This is a genomic window from Vibrio intestinalis (assembly GCF_025195085.2).
GTDB classification, from domain to species: Bacteria; Pseudomonadota; Gammaproteobacteria; order Enterobacterales; family Vibrionaceae; genus Vibrio; species Vibrio intestinalis.
Map to the genome: position 1 here is coordinate 77,766 of NZ_JANAVY020000012.1, position 15,584 is coordinate 93,349.

Consider the following 15,584-nt stretch of genomic DNA (forward strand, 5'->3'; position numbering starts at 1 on the left):
ATAAACATCTGCAATTGCAAGATCAATTAGCCAATTATTCGGCAAATGTATGAATCTATCTATCCAACTGTTCGTAAAATAAACATTACACGCGATAACCGCTCTATTGCGGGTTAATACTTTCCTTAAACCCATATAGACAAAAAGAGCGCCGATTGGCGCTCTTAGTTCAAACATTATCAGTTTAGATAGTGAAAACTTGGTAATCTTTCAACTCAGGAATTTTTTCCATCAGTTGCTGCTCTTGTTCTGCCATGTCATCCAAAGATTCACAGAAATCTTGAGCCTGTTGCTCTGCCTTCTTGGCATGCTCTGCCATGCGCTGTTCAATTTTCGCTTTCAGCTCATACATAGAGTCAGACAATTCGGTTAGATTCAAACCGCCATCTTTTTTCATCTTTTCCGATAGAACACCCATTGCGTCACTTAAAAACTCAGTATTGAACAACTCTTTCGCTTTTTGGAAGTCTTCCGACCATGACGAAGTCATTTCAGACAAGCTCTGCGCAGGTAACACTAAGTCACCATCTTTGTAGTAGCGTGACTCCACATCCGCATAGAACTCTTTTAGCGCCGTTTTTACGTTATCAAATGAACCCGGAGCATCGAGGCTTTGTGCAAGGTCATCAATAATATCGTTTGCCAACGCTAGGCTATCATCCGCCACTTTTTTCGCTCGCGGTAGGTAGTCATTCATCTGCTCACGATAAGCTGCAATCGCGGCTTGCTGATCATCATTCAGCTCGATTTTTTCACCATGAATGGTGAGCGAGTTATCGCTGTTCACCACGGCTTTCTCACCGTTTTCCTGAGCGATTTCAATATTCTGCCCGTCAAGTCTCACTTGGTTTTTAATGTCGATTCGACATTGCGCCGCTTGGCTACCAACACTGACCAACAGAAGAGATAAGGCCATTACTTTTTTCATTTTGAACTCTTAAATACACGCTGTGATTAAACGTTAATATACCATCAGTTTAGCCTATGTGTGTTAGCAAACTGTCACCAAATAATACTCTGTGCGCTTTCCTGCAATCACCAGCTCGATGTCATCATCTTGATGCTTGCCCATTAGCGCCTTACCCATTGGAGATTCTGCGGTGAGCAAGAATACATCAAGCCCATCGTAATTCACGCATAAACCGCCGTTATTAGGCGCGATGAAAAAACGCTTTATCTGCTCATTCTCATCTTCTAGTTCTACATAGCAACCGACCGAAACGGCCAAGCCTTGTTTATCGACAATAGGCATCGCTCGAAACTGGCTCAACTGTTGCTCGCACTCTTGTACACGCATCGCCTGACCATGAGCTAAATAGGCCGCCTCTAAAGCTAGCGTGTCATATTTATGCTCAGGGACAGTTTCTTCGTCGGTTGCAGCATCAATCGCTCGCTGCGTTGACGAATACGCGACTTGTAGCTTTGCTTCCAATGCTTGCACAATCAGCGCAATTAGGTGCGATTTATTAACGTTCATAACCAAATAGAATAAAAATTGAGAAGCGCAAGATTAGCATGAAACGGCTCTCGGACTATCGATAAAATTCCACCATACGCCACCAAAGAGTTACGGTAGAATAGTCTCAGGCGAACAAAAAGGACAAACTCTGTGATTCAGCAAACTCTGCAGCAAACATTCGGCTTTGAGCATTTGAGAAGTGGTCAACAAACGGTTATTGAAAACGTGATGGCGGGTCACTCAAGCGCTGCCATTTTCCCGACCGGTTCTGGTAAATCTCTTTGCTACCAACTGCCTGCCACTTTGCTGCCTCACCTTACATTAGTCATCTCACCGCTGCTGGCGCTAATGAAAGACCAATTAGAGTTTCTTGCCGCGAAAGGCATTCCATCCGCCTCCATTGATAGCAGCCAAACTCGTGAAGAAGCTCAGCGCATCATGGCTGATGTGAAAAACGGTCAGATCAAGGTGCTGATGATCTCGGTAGAAAGGCTGAAAAACGAGCGATTTCGTCAATTTATTCGCCAAGTGCCGATCTCATTATTGGTGGTCGATGAAGCGCACTGTATTTCAGAATGGGGTCATAACTTTCGCCCAGATTACCTAAAATTGCCGAATTACCAGCAAGAGCTAAACATCCCACAAGTACTACTACTCACCGCCACTGCAACACCTGCCGTGATTGAAGACATGCAAACCAAGTTTGCTATTGCTCCTAAACATGTGACGGTGACAGGTTTTTATCGCTCAAATCTGGATATCTCAGTTATCCCTTGCGACGAGCAAAATAAGCAGCAACAACTTAACCAGCTATTACTACCTGAGCCAAACTTACCAACCATCGTCTACGTGACCCAACAACAAACCGCCGAGCACGTTGCCAGTGCGCTGGATCAGCAAGGTATCAATGCGCAAGCTTACCATGCGGGTATGGGCCACGAGCTTCGCGAACAGATCCAAAACCGATTCATGCAGGGTCAAGTCGATTGTGTTGTGGCAACCATCGCCTTTGGAATGGGGGTAGACAAAGCAGACATTCGCCGCGTGATCCATTTTGATTTGCCTAAGTCAGTCGAGAACTATGCTCAAGAAATTGGTCGAGCTGGTCGTGATGGCAACCTGTCTCACTGTATTGTTCTGGGTAATTTGTCTGGCTTAACGGTATTAGAAAACTTTGTTTATGGCGACACGCCAGAATCAAGCTCAATTCAAACCGTGGTTGATCAATTGCGTAGCAATGCCCCTGAATGGCAAGTGATTACTACGCGCTTATCCAAAGAGAGCAATATTCGCCAGTTACCTTTAAAGACCTTACTGGTCTATCTCGAGCTAGCCCAAGAAATTGAAGCAAAATACAGCTTCTTTGCCGACTATCGCTTCAAGTTCGTGATGCCTCAACAGCAAATAATCGAGCAATTCTCAGGCGAACGTAAGCACTTCATCGAAGCCATTTTCCAATCAATGACTAAAGCAAGAGTGTGGTGCCAGATTGATTTTGAAGTGCTTTGGATGGACTATCAAGCCGAGCGCAGCCGCGTGGTGGCGGCGTTAGATTACTTTGACCAACAAGGTTGGATAGAGCTTGAATCCAAACAGTTGACCGATGTTTATCAGGTATTGAATAACCCTACCCCAATTGATTCTGTGGTACTGGAATTGGCACAGTTGTTTGAGCAAAAAGAACTAAAAGACATTCAACGTATTCATCATATGTTGCAGCTATTTCAAGCAGAGAGTTGTATCAGCCAGCAGCTCGCCCATTACTTTGCCGATCACAATGCTCCTCAGCAGTGTGGTCATTGTTCAGTTTGTCGAGGCCAAATAGCGCAGTTTGCACCAATAGAGGGTCATGGCGTCGATGATCAACAGGTAAAGCAATGGATTGAACCACTGCTAAAACCTTCCAACGGATTAATGTCTAACCCGTTACTGGCTCGATTTTTGTGTGGCATCACGACACCAAAATTAACGCAGATAAAAGCGAGCAAAATGTCAGGGTTCAGCGCACTAAGCCATGTTTCATTTGGCCAAGTACTAAAACAAGTCGAGCGCGTTACTGGTGGACTAACCGCTTAAAAGAAACTGAGTTGTTTCGATTCGTCTTCGGGCTTGAGCATCACGTTCAAACCTAACAGACGAATCTCTCGGCCATTTTGGCGTTTTAGAATATCGCGCAGCAACTGCTTAAAGTCTTCAAGCTCAAGTTGAGGGTGGATGTGCTCAATGGTGGTAAGCTGAAAATCGGCAAATTTGAGCTTTATGCCCTGCTTAATGATCGCTTTATCAGGGCGCGCCTTGGCTAGTCGAACTTCAAGCTCGGGGAACAGTTTTTGTTCAATCACCTGCCAACATTCATCATAGCTCGATATGTTTTGAGTAAAAGTGCGCTCTACGCCGACCGATTTACGCTCGCGCTCTACCTCAACGTCACGTTCATCAATGCCGTGGCTACGTTTCCACAATGATTCACCTTGGCGGCCAAAGCGCAGTAGCAGCTCTCGATAATCGCTATTCTTAATATCTTGGCAAACATAAAAACCAGCTTGATGCAGCTTCTCCAAGCTGACCTTCCCCACTCCCGGGATTTTTTCTAAAGGTAGCTTATCGATCTCTTGCTGTACTCGTTCGGGAGGAATGACATATTGCCCATTGGGTTTGTTCATATCCGAGGCCACTTTCGCCAAGAACTTAATTGGTGCTATACCGGCTGAAGCGGTGAGATTAAGTTCTTGCCAAATATCACGTCGAATCGCTTCGGCAATCAGTGTTGCAGAGCCGTGATGCGCGGTCGCATCGGTCACATCGAGGTATGCTTCATCTAGCGATAATGGCTCAATGATCATGGTGTAACGTTCGAAGATTGCACGGATCTGCTTAGACACATCCTTGTAAACTTGCATTCGGCCCGGAACCACCAGCAATTGCGGGCAAAGCTGTAAAGCTCGTGCGGTAGGCATGGCACTACGAATACCAAATTTGCGCGCTTCATAGTTACAGGTACTCAGCACACCACGCTGCTTTTCGTGGCCTCCGACCGCTAAAGGTCGCCCCCTATACTCAGGGTTATCACGCATCTCCACTGCGGCATAAAAACAGTCCATATCAACATGAATGATTTTACGTTGGCGATCCGACATACCTAAACTCAATTAAACACTGTCTAAAAACACAGTATAATAAATAACTCTAAAGAATAAAAATCAATTTATCAGCACTCATTCTGTGGAATTCCTCATAGTGTAAATAATCAATAAGTTCTATTATGTTTACACTCAAGAAACACCAAGTTAACGCTAAAGTGCTAGCTAATAGCCGTAATTTGATGTCACTTGAACTAGGAACCAATCAAGTAGTAGGGAAGCTGTGTGAAGAACAAAGTCTTAGTCGTTGAAGACAGTCGTGCATTTAGAAATTATCTTGAGCAGCTATTGAGCCAAGCAGGCTATGAAGTGTTGTCTGCCGAAAACATCGCCCAAGCCAAACAGATCTTAGCCCACCAACCTGATTTGCTCTGTGCGGTGCTTGACTATTGTTTACCCGATGGTCAAGACGGCGAAATTATAGAACTCGTATTAAAAGCCCAACACAAAGTAATAGTACTCACCGCAATGTTTCAGGATGAACTTCGCGAGAGTATGTTGGCGAAAGGTGTGGTGGATTATCTGCTTAAAAACAGCATGGCCTCAGTCTCGTATTTATTGCCGTTAATCAAACGCCTAACTAACAACCATCAACATAAATGCCTGGTGGTCGATGATTCATCCACAGTACGAAACCACGTAGTGCAGTTGCTTGAACATCAGTACATTCGGACCACTCAGGCCACTAACGGCGCTGAAGCATTAGCGATCTTACAACAAGATCCTGAAATCACGTTTGTGATTACCGACCATGATATGCCTGAAAAAGACGGCATCAGTATGATCCAAGAGATCCGCCAAAGCTGGGATAAAAACAGCCTTGCGGTATTAGGTGTCTCTGGTAGCGATGATCATTCATTAACCGCACAGTTCCTAAAAGCTGGCGCAAATGATTTTCTCTATAAGCCATTTAACCAAGAAGAGTTCTACTGCCGAGTTCACCAAGTGTTGGATATGAAAGAGGCCAATAACGAGCTGTATCGCATGGCAAACCAAGACTCGCTTACTGGCCTATGGAATCGTCGCTTCTTGTTTAATCAAGCCTGTGGTGGTTGTGATAAGCGTAATATCGCTATGCTCGATATTGACCACTTTAAAAAGGTCAACGACACCTATGGTCATGATGGTGGCGATGCTGCACTGGTTACACTCGCCAATATCTTGAAGATTTATTTTCCTGAAGACGTGGTAGCGCGCTTCGGTGGTGAAGAGTTTTGCATCCAAGCCTGCGGCACTTTTACGGACTTTTCGACTCGTTTAGAAAAGATGCGCCAACGTGTGGAAAGTACCCCGATTCACTACAATGATACCCAAATCAATATTACGGTGAGCATTGGTGTCGCGAGTGCTCAAAATACCCTTGATTCGCAAATCAAGCTCGCCGATGACAGGCTCTATCTAGCCAAAGAACATGGCCGAAATATGCTGATTTGTCGTTAAACATTACTCTAAAAAGCAAAAAACCGACCTAATGGTCGGTTTTTACGTTCTATTGCTTCGCTAAGCTTAAGCAATACGGTCTTTTTCCCATGCGGCTAGCTTTTCAGCACGAGCAGCTTCACGCGCTTCACGCTTTTTACGAGCGTCACACGGTTCAGGGCAGTTACACACTTTATCAATGCCTACCGCATCTAAGCCGCCACAGCTGCCTTTTACCACTTTCTTTTGGAAGATGTAACCAACAGCCATTGCTGTAATTACTGCTAAAAAGACACCGAATGTAATTAGAAAAGTATTCATAATGACATGCTCACTTATAAGTTATTTGTTTAAGAATGGCTTATATGCTTCCGATGCCAGTTCTTTAAATCCGTCTGCTGTTTTCACAATCATGAACACAGGAATATTGTGTTTGTTGGCTACGTCCATGCCTTGCTTTTCACCTAACACCATTAAACCTGTGGCTAGGCCATCTGCCGTCATTGACGATTTATCCAATACCGTCACCGACACTACTTTATGGTTGATAGGTTTGCCCGTTTCTGGGTTAATAATATGAGAGTAACGTACGCCGTCACGCTCGAAATAGTTACGGTAATCGCCTGATGTCGCAATCGCCATGTCACCCGGCTCGATGATCTCTTGTACCGAGCGCTCATTAACCGTTGGTTTCTCGATAGCGATACGCCATTTGATGCCTTCACGATTATGGCCTTTTAATCGAATCTCACCACCGATTTCAACCATATAATTGTGAATGCCTTGAGATTCAATATAGTCGGCAACCACATCCACACCCCAACCTTTAGCAATGGTTGATAGGTCAACGTACAAGTGTGGGATATCTTTATGCAGCTGATTACCTTCAACGCTCAAATGCTCAATACCAATATTGGCTTTGCGCTCTGCAAGCTCTGCATCACTTGGAACAACTTCCGGGCGCGCTTCTGGGCCAAACCCCCACAGGTTAACTAAAGGCCCAACAGTAACATCTAATGCACCTAAAGTTAGACCGTTTAAACGAATCGCTTCTTTCACTACCGTGGCTGTTTGCTCTGAAACAGTAAACGCATCACGGCTTTGATATTGGTTAAAGCGGCTCAATTCAGAGTCTGGGCGATAAGTCGACATTTGGTCGTTCACTTGCTCTAGCAAGCGATCAATCTCTTGCTGAACCAACTCAGGGCTAGGAATACCTTCCGCTTGGATGTATTTAACGTTGTAGCCCGTACCCATAGTCGGACCACTTAAATGTACTTGTTCAACAGGCTTTTCACAGCCAGCTAAAATCAATAGAGAAGCAAAAGCAACAAGCCACTTTTTCACTTGTTTGACTCCCATTGTTTGAGAATAAATAGAGGAAATAATCCGTAGATTAAGACGATTTTCTCTATTAACTATCAAGTTAGTGTTTAGAAAAATAATGGCTGACTAATCAGCCAGCCATCGCATATGCATAATTTCAAGTAGTTGGAGTTGTAGCTAGGCGATCAGTAAACCCTATCCTAAAAACATAGATTGTCTATGTGATTAGGACGGCCGGCGAACCGGTGGGTTTAAGAAGCCAACACCGCTACAGCTTCAAATACGCAGAAATTTAACCGCCGAAGTCATCTAGAAGAATGTTCTCATCTTCCACACCAAGATCTTTCAGCATGCCGATAACAGCTGCGTTCATCATCGGTGGACCACACATGTAGTACTCACAATCTTCAGGCGCTTCGTGGTCCTTCAGGTAGTTTTCGTACAATACGTTGTGGATGAAGCCTGTGTAACCATCCCAGTTATCTTCTGGCATAGGATCAGACAGCGCACAGTGCCATACGAAGTTGTCATTCTCAGCTTGTAGGCCATCGAAATCTTCTACGTAGAACATTTCACGTTTAGAACGCGCACCGTACCAGAAAGACATCTTACGAGTAGAGTTTAGACGCTTAAGTTGGTCGAAGATATGAGAACGCATCGGAGCCATACCTGCACCACCACCCACGAATACCATTTCGTTGTCTGTGTCTTTTGCGAAGAACTCACCAAATGGACCAGAAATAGTACACTTGTCGCCCTCTTTAAGAGACCAGATGAACGATGACATGATACCCGGTGGAACATCAGGATTATTAGGCGGCGGCGTAGCGATACGCACGTTTAGCATAATAATGCCTTCTTCTTCTGGGTAGTTAGCCATTGAGTAAGCACGGATAGTTTCTTCTGAAACCTTAGACTCGTAGCGGAACAGGTTAAACTTGTCCCAGTCTTCACGGTACTCTTCTGGTACATCGAAGTCAGCGTATTTTACGTGGTGAGCTGGCGCTTCAATCTGGATGTAACCACCAGCACGGAAAGGTACTGATTCGCCATCTGGAATTTGTAGCTTAAGCTCTTTAATGAATGTTGCTTTGTTATCGTTCGAGATAACTTCACATTCCCACTTCTTAACGCCGAAGATTTCTTCAGGAAGTTCGATGTCCATGTCAGTTTTCATTGCTACCTGACACGCTAGACGCTCACCTTCACGAGCTTCACCTTTAGTAATATGGTCAAGCTCAGTAGGTAGAATATCGCCACCGCCTGATTTAACTTTTACGCGACACTGACCACAAGAGCCACCGCCACCACAAGCAGAAGATACGAATACGCCAGCACCAGCTAGAGCACCCAGAAGCTTACTGCCTGGTTGTGTAACGATAGCCAACTCAGGGTTATCGTTCACAGAAATTGTAATGTCACCTGTTGGTACCAGCTTCGATTTAGCGAAAAGAATCACTAAAACTAGAGCTAGGATGATCAGAGTAAACATCACTACACCAAAAATAATAGTAAACATTGACTATTCCTTATTTGCTGCGGTTTACCCGACTTACAGTTGAACACCAGAGAAAGACATAAAGCCCAACGCCATAAGACCTACAGTGATGAACGTAATACCTAAGCCACGTAGGCCTGGAGGAACATCAGAGTACTTCATCTTCTCACGGATACCTGCAAGAGCAACGATAGCTAGCATCCAGCCCACACCTGAGCCGAAGCCGTACACTACAGACTCAGCAAAGTTGTAGTCACGTTGTACCATGAAGGATACGCCACCGAAGATTGCACAGTTTACTGTGATCAGCGGTAGGAAGATGCCTAGTGCGTTGTACAGAGGCGGGAAGAAACGGTCTAACACCATCTCTAGAATCTGTACTAGGGCTGCGATTACACCGATAAAGGTAATGAAGTTTAGGAAGCTTAGATCCACACCTTCAAGTAACGCATTCTCTTTTAGAACTAGGTTGTATAGTAGGTTGTTCACTGGTACTGCAACAGTCAGTACGAAAACAACAGCTACGCCAAGACCGAAAGAAGTCTTAACTTTCTTAGATACGGCAAGGAAAGTACACATACCTAAGAAGAACGATAGTGCTAAGTTTTCGATGAAAATCGATTTAACTAGCAAGCTAATGTAATGTTCCATGTCGTCCTTACTCCTTCGCTTCTACTTGCTCTGGTTTCAGAATTCGGATTGCCCAAATTAGGAAACCGATTAGGAAGAATGCAGATGGTGCAAGAAGCATCAGACCATTAGGCTGGTACCAACCACCATTGCTCACTAGAGGTAGAACTTCCATACCAAACAATTTGCCTGAGCCAAACAGTTCACGGAAGAAACCAACAGTGATAAGAACGAAACCGTAACCAAGACCGTTACCAATACCATCGATAAGTGATGGAAGAGGCTCAGACTTCATAGCGAAGGCTTCAGCACGACCCATTACGATACAGTTAGTAATGATTAGGCCAACGAATACAGATAGCTGCTTAGAGATATCGTATAGGTAAGCTTTCAATACTTGGTCAACCACGATTACAAGTGACGCGATGATCGCCATCTGAACGATGATACGTACACTGTTAGGAATGTGGTTACGAATTAGAGAAACTGAAAAGTTAGACAGAGCCGTTACAAAGATAACCGCTAGCGTCATAACGAATGCAGTCTCAAGTTTGGTGGTTACCGCAAGAGCAGAACATACACCAAGAACTTGTAGCGCGATTGGGTTGTTATCCAATACTGGCGCTAGAAGACTCTTTTTAACATCTTTTGCACTAGACATTAGTTAAGACCTCCGTCACGTACTTTTGTTAGGAATGGACCAAAGCCCATGTCACCTAACCAGAAGTCAAATGTACCTTGAACACCGTTCGCAGTCAGTGTTGCACCTGATAGGCCGTCAACACCGTGGATAGAACCTTCAGGAGCACCACCTTTTACAATCTTAATTGCAGGCTTGTGTTGCTCATCGAATAGTTTCTTACCAACAAACTGATCACGCCAAGATGGGTTTTCAACTTCACCACCAAGTCCAGGAGTTTCACCCTGTTCGTAGTATGTGATACCAGCAACAGTGTTGCCGTCAGTTTCAACCGCAACGAATGCGTACATCATTGACCATAGGCCGTTGCCGTGAACAGGAAGAATCACTTTAGAAACTGCATCGCCATCTTTCACTAGGTAAACAATACCAGTGTTAGCACGACGTAGGATCTTCGCTTTGTCTTCTTCTGCACTTAGCTTAGTTGATAGTGCTGGATCTTTAGCCGCTTTACGCTGGTCATAAGATGCTGCATCACCTTCAACGAAGTCACCCGTTTCGAAATCCACTAGACGTGGTTCAATGTATTGGCCATAAAGATCAGCAATTTTCTGACCTTCTGTATCGATACCCGCGACTTCAACGATCTTAGTTTGCTTATCTAGGACCGCATTTGCTTTTTGCTTATCGCGTAGACCGACTGCTGCTGTTGATACAATGATTGAACAAACAAGGCTCAACCCGACAACAACACCCAGCGTCTTTTTAATGCTGTCGTTATTACTTGCCATAGCGTGCTAGTCTCCGCTTGATGTTCTTTTCGATCACTACATGGTCGAACAGTGGTGCGAATAAGTTAGCGAATAGAATCGCCAGCATCATACCTTCTGGGTATGCTGGGTTAACTACACGAATCAACACACACATCACGCCGATTAGCGCGCCGTACCACCACTTACCTTTATTGGTAAATGAAGCTGATACAGGGTCAGTTGCCATGAAGAACATACCGAATGCAAAGCCACCAAGAACTAGGTGCCAGTGCCAAGGCATATCGAACATTGGGTTAGTATCAGAACCGATCACGTTGAACAGCGTTGCTGTTGCAATCATACCGATCATTACACCCGCAATGATGCGCCACGATGCGATTCGCATGTATACGATCATTGCTGCACCGATCATCAGTGCTAGGGTTGATACTTCACCGATAGAGCCAGGGATGTTACCGATGAATGCGTCTAACCAAGAGATAGTTTGATCAGTCACTGCGTTATGAAGACCAGCAGCACCGCCTTGTGCCCATTGGCTCAGTGCAGTTGCACCAGAGAAGCCATCAGCCGCAGTCCATACTACGTCACCCGAGATTTGTGCTGGGTAAGCGAAGAAAAGGAAAGCACGGCCAGCTAGAGCTGGGTTAAGGAAGTTACGACCAGTACCGCCAAAGATTTCTTTAGCAACTACAACACCGAAGGTAATACCTAGTGCTGCTTGCCATAAAGGAAGTGTTGGCGGAACAATTAGCGCGAATAGAATAGAAGTAACAAAGAAACCTTCGTTAACTTCGTGCTTACGCACCATACAGAACAATACTTCCCAGAAACCACCGACAAGGAATACTGTCGCATAGATAGGTAGGAAGTAAGTCGCACCTAGCAACATCTTGCTACCGATACCTGCATCGGCCGCTAAAGAGCCACCCAGCATTTCGGTTAACCAGTAGTGCCAGTTACCTGCGATAATGTCAGTTAGCGCATCACCTTGGTAAAGGTAATTTAGCGCTGCGATAGCTTGGCCACCTGCGTTGTACATACCCCAGAACATTGCTGGGAATACCGCAAACCAAACCATGATCATGATACGTTTTAAATCAACGCTATCACGAACGTGCGAGCTTTTCTTAGTCACTAGACCCGGCGTGTAGAAAACTGTCGCTACAGCTTCGTACAGGGCAAACCACTTCTCGTGTTTGCCACCCGGCTCAAAGTGATGCTCGATATCTTCAAGAAACTTTTTTAAGCCCATGAGAATTACCCTTCTTTCTCAATCGTATCTAGGCATTCACGAAGTAACATACCGTACTCGTATTTACCCGGACATACATAGGTACACAATGCTAGATCTTCTTCATCTAGTTCTAGCGCACCTAGTGCTGCTGCACTGTCGGTATCGCCTGCACATAGATCGCGAAGTAGCAGTGTAGGTTCCATGTCTAATGGCAACACACGTTCGTAGCTACCGATTGGAACCATTGAGCGTTCACTACCATTGGTCGTGGTTGTCATGTTGAACAACTGACCTTTGAATAAGTGACCAAGGAAAGAGCGAGTCACAGAGAACTTGTTTTTACCAGGCATCGCCCAGCCAAACAGTTCTTTCTCATAGCCTTCGCGTAATACGGACACTTGCTGATGGTAACGACCAAGGTAAGCGTGAGGACCTGTAGCATGAGTACCAGTAAGTACTGAGCCAGAAATCACACGAACGTCGCCAGGCATCAATTCGCTGTCAGTAAGTTCGTCAAGGTTTGCACCAATAATTGTACGAACTAGACGTGGGTCATTCACTACTGGGCCTGCTAATGAAATCACGCGTTCTGCGTGTAGCTCACCAGTTAGGAATAATTGACCGAAAGCGATAACGTCTTGATAGTTGATGCTCCATGCCACATTGTTTGCATTTACTGGGTATAGGTAATGCATGTGGGTACCCGCAAGACCTGCTGGGTGTGGGCCATCGAAAACGTGCTCTTCTACATTAGATTGAGCGGAACGAGGTAGACTTGAGCCAGATTTACAAACGTAAACCTTATCTTCCGTGAGGGCTGAAAGAATGTCTAGACCAGCGACAAATGCTTCTTCTTGCTCGTTGATGATCAACTCAGGCTGAGCTGCTAGTGGATTAGTATCCATTGCAGTTACAAAAATAGCCTGTGTAGAAGATGCAATAGCTGGAACCTTGCTGAACGGACGAGTACGTAAAGCCGTCCAAAGACCAGATTCAACCAGTTGAGACTTGATCGCTTCACGATCTAGACCTGCTAGTTTATCGGCTTCAAACTTATCGAACGTTACCTGCTCTTCACCTGCCACTTCAATCACAACAGATTGAAGGACACGTTTAGCGCCACGGTTAACTTCGATCACTTTACCGCTAACTGGCGAAGTAAATTTCACGCCTGGGTTCTTTTTATCTTCAAAAAGAACTTGCGCTTTTTTCACTTCGTCACCTACGCGGACATGCATGGTTGGACGCATGCCAACGTACTCTTCGCCAAGCAAGGCGACTTTTTTGATGGTCTTACCATCATTAATCACCTGGGTAGGAGCTCCTGCGATAGGAAGATCCAGACCCTTCTTTATTGTAATCATACGCACTTGCACTACTTTATCGGGAAAAAGATTCTTTGATTGCGTAACTTTAAGACACGACATTAGTGTCCGGTTTTGGTGCAAATTTTAACCACCAAAATCGCAACATCCTATTAAAACTCTCGTCACATAAAATAAGCGAGATTTATCAGGTGCAATAGTTTAGCATCTTTTTAGAATGTGATGCCATGACCAATCAGAGGTATAGAGCGAATATTTGCGAGGAATTGAGTTTAAAAGGCTAAGGAATAGTCATAACTTTGAGCCATCGCACACCAATAAAGACCAATAAAACCCCTGCACCCGTATTAACAATTAACATAATGAAACAATTACTTTTATTTAGACGCATTCGCTCTTATGTTTCTACGTTGTTAATAGTTATAGAGTAGCAAAATAAAAAAAAGCAGCGAAAGCTGCCCTTTTGATGCCTTTATTTGCCACCACCTAAACACATAGGGCTATCCGGTGCTTTTTGCATTTCACGCCACTCTGTGGGCGTATAGGTATGAATAGCTAAGGCATGAATATGATTGGCTAACTCGTCCGCTAGCGTTTGGTTAACTCGTCGGTGACGAGCAATGAGCCTCAGCCCTTCAAAGGCCTCACTCACCACGATGACTTTAAAATGGCTTTCAGAGCCTGGAGCAACATTGTGCATGTAGCTTTCATTGATAACATCAAGATGCTGTGGGGATAGCTCTTGATGGAGCTTAGTTTGAATCACTTCTTCTAGCATGTGCTTCACCACTTCCCATGAATAGTATGACTGATTATTACTGATGGACATATTGAGCGTTGCCCTGATTATTATGCTTGCATCATAGTCTGAAGATACGTAAATCAAAAGGTTTTAGTTTTCACTTCCCCCATCATCTGCGACAATTTCTTAATCTGTTAATACCGAACGTTCCATATATGAAAACTGAGCTTACCCTGCACGACAGAACCTTAACCCTATTTCGTTTCCCTAAGAGAAGTAATGAAACGCTGCAAGCCTGGGACGCCGGTGACGAATACCTAATCAATCATGTCGAAGAGCTAGCGTTACCTGAAAAGCAAAACATATTGCTGCTCAACGATAACTTTGGCGCCTTGAGTTGTTGGTTTTCACATCAACACTCGGTGACTATGCTTAGCGATTCTTTCATCGCACAAAAAGCGACCTTACAAAACCTGCAACGCAATCAGTGTAATAAAGTTGATTTTGCCACTAGCTTGGATGATCTGCCGCAGAACATTGATCTTGTTTTGATGCAGATTCCGCGTAATAACCGTTTTCTTACTTGGCAGTTAAGCCAACTGCGCAAAGTACTACCAAGCAATGTACCTGTTATAGCGGTCAATAAAGCTAAAGAGATCCATTCATCGACGCTCAAACTGTTCGAAAAACATCTGGGTGAAACATCGACCTCTCTCGCTTGGAAAAAACACCGTTTAGTCTTCAGCTTTGCTAACTCGGCACAGACGTCAGAGGTTGAGCCTTTTACAACATGGCCGGTAGATGAACACCCGATCCAGTTGAAAAACTTACCGAACGTTTACTCAGGCGAGACGTTAGATCAAGGGGCTCGGTTTATTCTAAAACACCTACCACAACGAGATGATGCGTTTAAGGCGATCGATTTAGGGTGTGGTAATGGGGTGCTCTCGGTCAAATTAGCTCAGCTAAACCCACTCATTGCACTAACCAGTGTGGATGAGAGCCACATGGCAGTGGCCTCTGCGAAGCAAAACATAATCGACAATGTCGGGGATGACATCGATTTTCACTGCGTGGCGAATAATTGCTTGGATGGATTTCCGGCCAATGAGACCGATATGGTGGTGTGTAACCCTCCGTTCCACCAGCAACAAGCCGTCACAGATCATATCGCATGGCAGATGTTCTGTGATGCAAAGCATGTTCTTAGCACTGGTGGGCAATTATTAGTTATCGGTAACCGTCACCTCGGCTACGATGTGAAGTTAGCAAGACTCTTTGGGAAGTCACAGGTGAAGGTGGTTGATGCAAATAAGAAATTTGTTATTTTACAAGCTACTAAATAGTCCACTATTATCCAATTAGATTTTGACTTCTCAGCATTAATAGAAAAGGAAA

General features: G+C 44.6%; 15 protein-coding genes. 3 read left to right on the forward strand and 12 right to left on the reverse strand.

Annotated features, from left to right (window positions below):
- Nucleotides 1-184: 184 nt before the first annotated feature.
- Together MU515_RS14780 and MU515_RS14785 are read right to left on the reverse strand one after the other, a co-directional pair.
- Nucleotides 185-928, reverse strand: coding sequence for a YggN family protein (locus MU515_RS14780; protein WP_260261190.1), 744 nt, complete (start codon nucleotides 926-928; stop codon nucleotides 185-187).
- Nucleotides 929-991: 63 nt separating this feature from the next.
- On the reverse strand, nucleotides 992-1,477 hold the full coding sequence (locus tag MU515_RS14785) for a GreA/GreB family elongation factor (protein ID WP_260261191.1): 486 nt from the start codon (nucleotides 1,475-1,477) through the stop codon (nucleotides 992-994).
- Between the two features lie 132 nt (nucleotides 1,478-1,609).
- On the opposite strand from MU515_RS14785, the gene MU515_RS14790 reads away from it, so the two are divergent.
- Complete coding sequence (locus MU515_RS14790) at nucleotides 1,610-3,535, forward strand: RecQ family ATP-dependent DNA helicase (RefSeq protein ID WP_260261192.1); 1,926 nt, start codon at nucleotides 1,610-1,612, stop codon at nucleotides 3,533-3,535.
- Here MU515_RS14790 and dinB read toward each other — a convergent pair.
- Complete coding sequence (gene dinB / locus MU515_RS14795; RefSeq protein WP_260261193.1) at nucleotides 3,532-4,596, reverse strand: DNA polymerase IV; 1,065 nt, start codon at nucleotides 4,594-4,596, stop codon at nucleotides 3,532-3,534. The two genes, MU515_RS14790 and dinB, sit on opposite strands and share 4 nt — an antisense overlap.
- Before the next feature lie 228 nt (nucleotides 4,597-4,824).
- Between dinB and MU515_RS14800 the strand changes: the two genes are divergently transcribed.
- Nucleotides 4,825-6,039: a diguanylate cyclase gene (locus tag MU515_RS14800; protein ID WP_260261194.1), complete on the forward strand. Its 1,215-nt coding sequence runs from the start codon at nucleotides 4,825-4,827 to the stop codon at nucleotides 6,037-6,039.
- A gap of 66 nt (nucleotides 6,040-6,105) precedes the next feature.
- Here MU515_RS14800 and nqrM read toward each other — a convergent pair whose 3' ends face one another.
- From nqrM to MU515_RS14845, 9 genes are all read right to left on the reverse strand, one after another.
- Complete coding sequence (nqrM, locus tag MU515_RS14805; RefSeq protein ID WP_260261195.1) at nucleotides 6,106-6,339, reverse strand: (Na+)-NQR maturation NqrM; 234 nt, start codon at nucleotides 6,337-6,339, stop codon at nucleotides 6,106-6,108.
- Nucleotides 6,340-6,360: 21 nt separating this feature from the next.
- Complete coding sequence (locus MU515_RS14810; RefSeq protein ID WP_260261196.1) at nucleotides 6,361-7,365, reverse strand: FAD:protein FMN transferase; 1,005 nt, start codon at nucleotides 7,363-7,365, stop codon at nucleotides 6,361-6,363.
- Nucleotides 7,366-7,636: 271 nt separating this feature from the next.
- Nucleotides 7,637-8,863 carry an NADH:ubiquinone reductase (Na(+)-transporting) subunit F gene (gene nqrF, locus MU515_RS14815; RefSeq protein WP_260261197.1) on the reverse strand — a complete coding sequence of 409 codons (1,227 nt, stop codon included), beginning with the start codon at nucleotides 8,861-8,863 and terminating at the stop codon, nucleotides 7,637-7,639.
- A 33-nt stretch (nucleotides 8,864-8,896) separates the two neighbouring features.
- On the reverse strand, nucleotides 8,897-9,493 hold the full coding sequence (nqrE, locus tag MU515_RS14820; protein ID WP_260261198.1) for an NADH:ubiquinone reductase (Na(+)-transporting) subunit E: 597 nt from the start codon (nucleotides 9,491-9,493) through the stop codon (nucleotides 8,897-8,899).
- A 7-nt stretch (nucleotides 9,494-9,500) separates the two neighbouring features.
- Nucleotides 9,501-10,133, reverse strand: a complete 633-nt coding sequence (locus tag MU515_RS14825) for an NADH:ubiquinone reductase (Na(+)-transporting) subunit D (protein ID WP_260261199.1) — start codon at nucleotides 10,131-10,133, stop codon at nucleotides 9,501-9,503.
- On the reverse strand, nucleotides 10,133-10,903 hold the full coding sequence (locus tag MU515_RS14830) for a Na(+)-translocating NADH-quinone reductase subunit C (RefSeq protein WP_260261200.1): 771 nt from the start codon (nucleotides 10,901-10,903) through the stop codon (nucleotides 10,133-10,135). The genes MU515_RS14825 and MU515_RS14830 overlap by 1 nt, the downstream gene beginning before the upstream one ends.
- On the reverse strand, nucleotides 10,893-12,137 hold the full coding sequence (locus MU515_RS14835) for an NADH:ubiquinone reductase (Na(+)-transporting) subunit B (protein ID WP_260261201.1): 1,245 nt from the start codon (nucleotides 12,135-12,137) through the stop codon (nucleotides 10,893-10,895). Before MU515_RS14835 ends, MU515_RS14830 begins: the two co-directional genes overlap by 11 nt.
- A 5-nt stretch (nucleotides 12,138-12,142) precedes the next feature.
- Entirely contained in the window at nucleotides 12,143-13,483 is a 1,341-nt protein-coding gene (locus tag MU515_RS14840; RefSeq protein ID WP_260261202.1) for a Na(+)-translocating NADH-quinone reductase subunit A, read from the reverse strand.
- Nucleotides 13,484-13,916: 433 nt separating this feature from the next.
- Nucleotides 13,917-14,222, reverse strand: a complete 306-nt coding sequence (locus MU515_RS14845; protein ID WP_260261228.1) for a BolA family protein — start codon at nucleotides 14,220-14,222, stop codon at nucleotides 13,917-13,919.
- Nucleotides 14,223-14,401: 179 nt separating this feature from the next.
- On the opposite strand from MU515_RS14845, the gene MU515_RS14850 reads away from it, so the two are divergent.
- Nucleotides 14,402-15,532, forward strand: coding sequence for a methyltransferase (locus MU515_RS14850; RefSeq protein ID WP_260261203.1), 1,131 nt, complete (start codon nucleotides 14,402-14,404; stop codon nucleotides 15,530-15,532).
- Nucleotides 15,533-15,584 lie beyond the last annotated feature (52 nt).

What these genes read in the sequence shown, in the direction of transcription:
- nqrM (WP_260261195.1), bottom strand. Translation starts at nt 6,339, where the DNA reads ATGAATACTTTTCTAATTACATTCGGTGTCTTTTTAGCAGTAATTACA.
- MU515_RS14840 (WP_260261202.1), bottom strand. Translation starts at nt 13,483, where the DNA reads ATGATTACAATAAAGAAGGGTCTGGATCTTCCTATCGCAGGAGCTCCT.
- MU515_RS14850 (WP_260261203.1), top strand. Translation starts at nt 14,402, where the DNA reads ATGAAAACTGAGCTTACCCTGCACGACAGAACCTTAACCCTATTTCGT.
- MU515_RS14825 (WP_260261199.1), bottom strand. Translation starts at nt 10,133, where the DNA reads ATGTCTAGTGCAAAAGATGTTAAAAAGAGTCTTCTAGCGCCAGTATTG.
- nqrF (WP_260261197.1), bottom strand. Translation starts at nt 8,863, where the DNA reads ATGTTTACTATTATTTTTGGTGTAGTGATGTTTACTCTGATCATCCTA.
- dinB (WP_260261193.1), bottom strand. Translation starts at nt 4,596, where the DNA reads ATGTCGGATCGCCAACGTAAAATCATTCATGTTGATATGGACTGTTTT.
- nqrE (WP_260261198.1), bottom strand. Translation starts at nt 9,493, where the DNA reads ATGGAACATTACATTAGCTTGCTAGTTAAATCGATTTTCATCGAAAAC.
- MU515_RS14780 (WP_260261190.1), bottom strand. Translation starts at nt 928, where the DNA reads ATGAAAAAAGTAATGGCCTTATCTCTTCTGTTGGTCAGTGTTGGTAGC.
- MU515_RS14835 (WP_260261201.1), bottom strand. Translation starts at nt 12,137, where the DNA reads ATGGGCTTAAAAAAGTTTCTTGAAGATATCGAGCATCACTTTGAGCCG.
- MU515_RS14785 (WP_260261191.1), bottom strand. Translation starts at nt 1,477, where the DNA reads ATGAACGTTAATAAATCGCACCTAATTGCGCTGATTGTGCAAGCATTG.
- MU515_RS14845 (WP_260261228.1), bottom strand. Translation starts at nt 14,222, where the DNA reads ATGCTAGAAGAAGTGATTCAAACTAAGCTCCATCAAGAGCTATCCCCA.
- MU515_RS14830 (WP_260261200.1), bottom strand. Translation starts at nt 10,903, where the DNA reads ATGGCAAGTAATAACGACAGCATTAAAAAGACGCTGGGTGTTGTTGTC.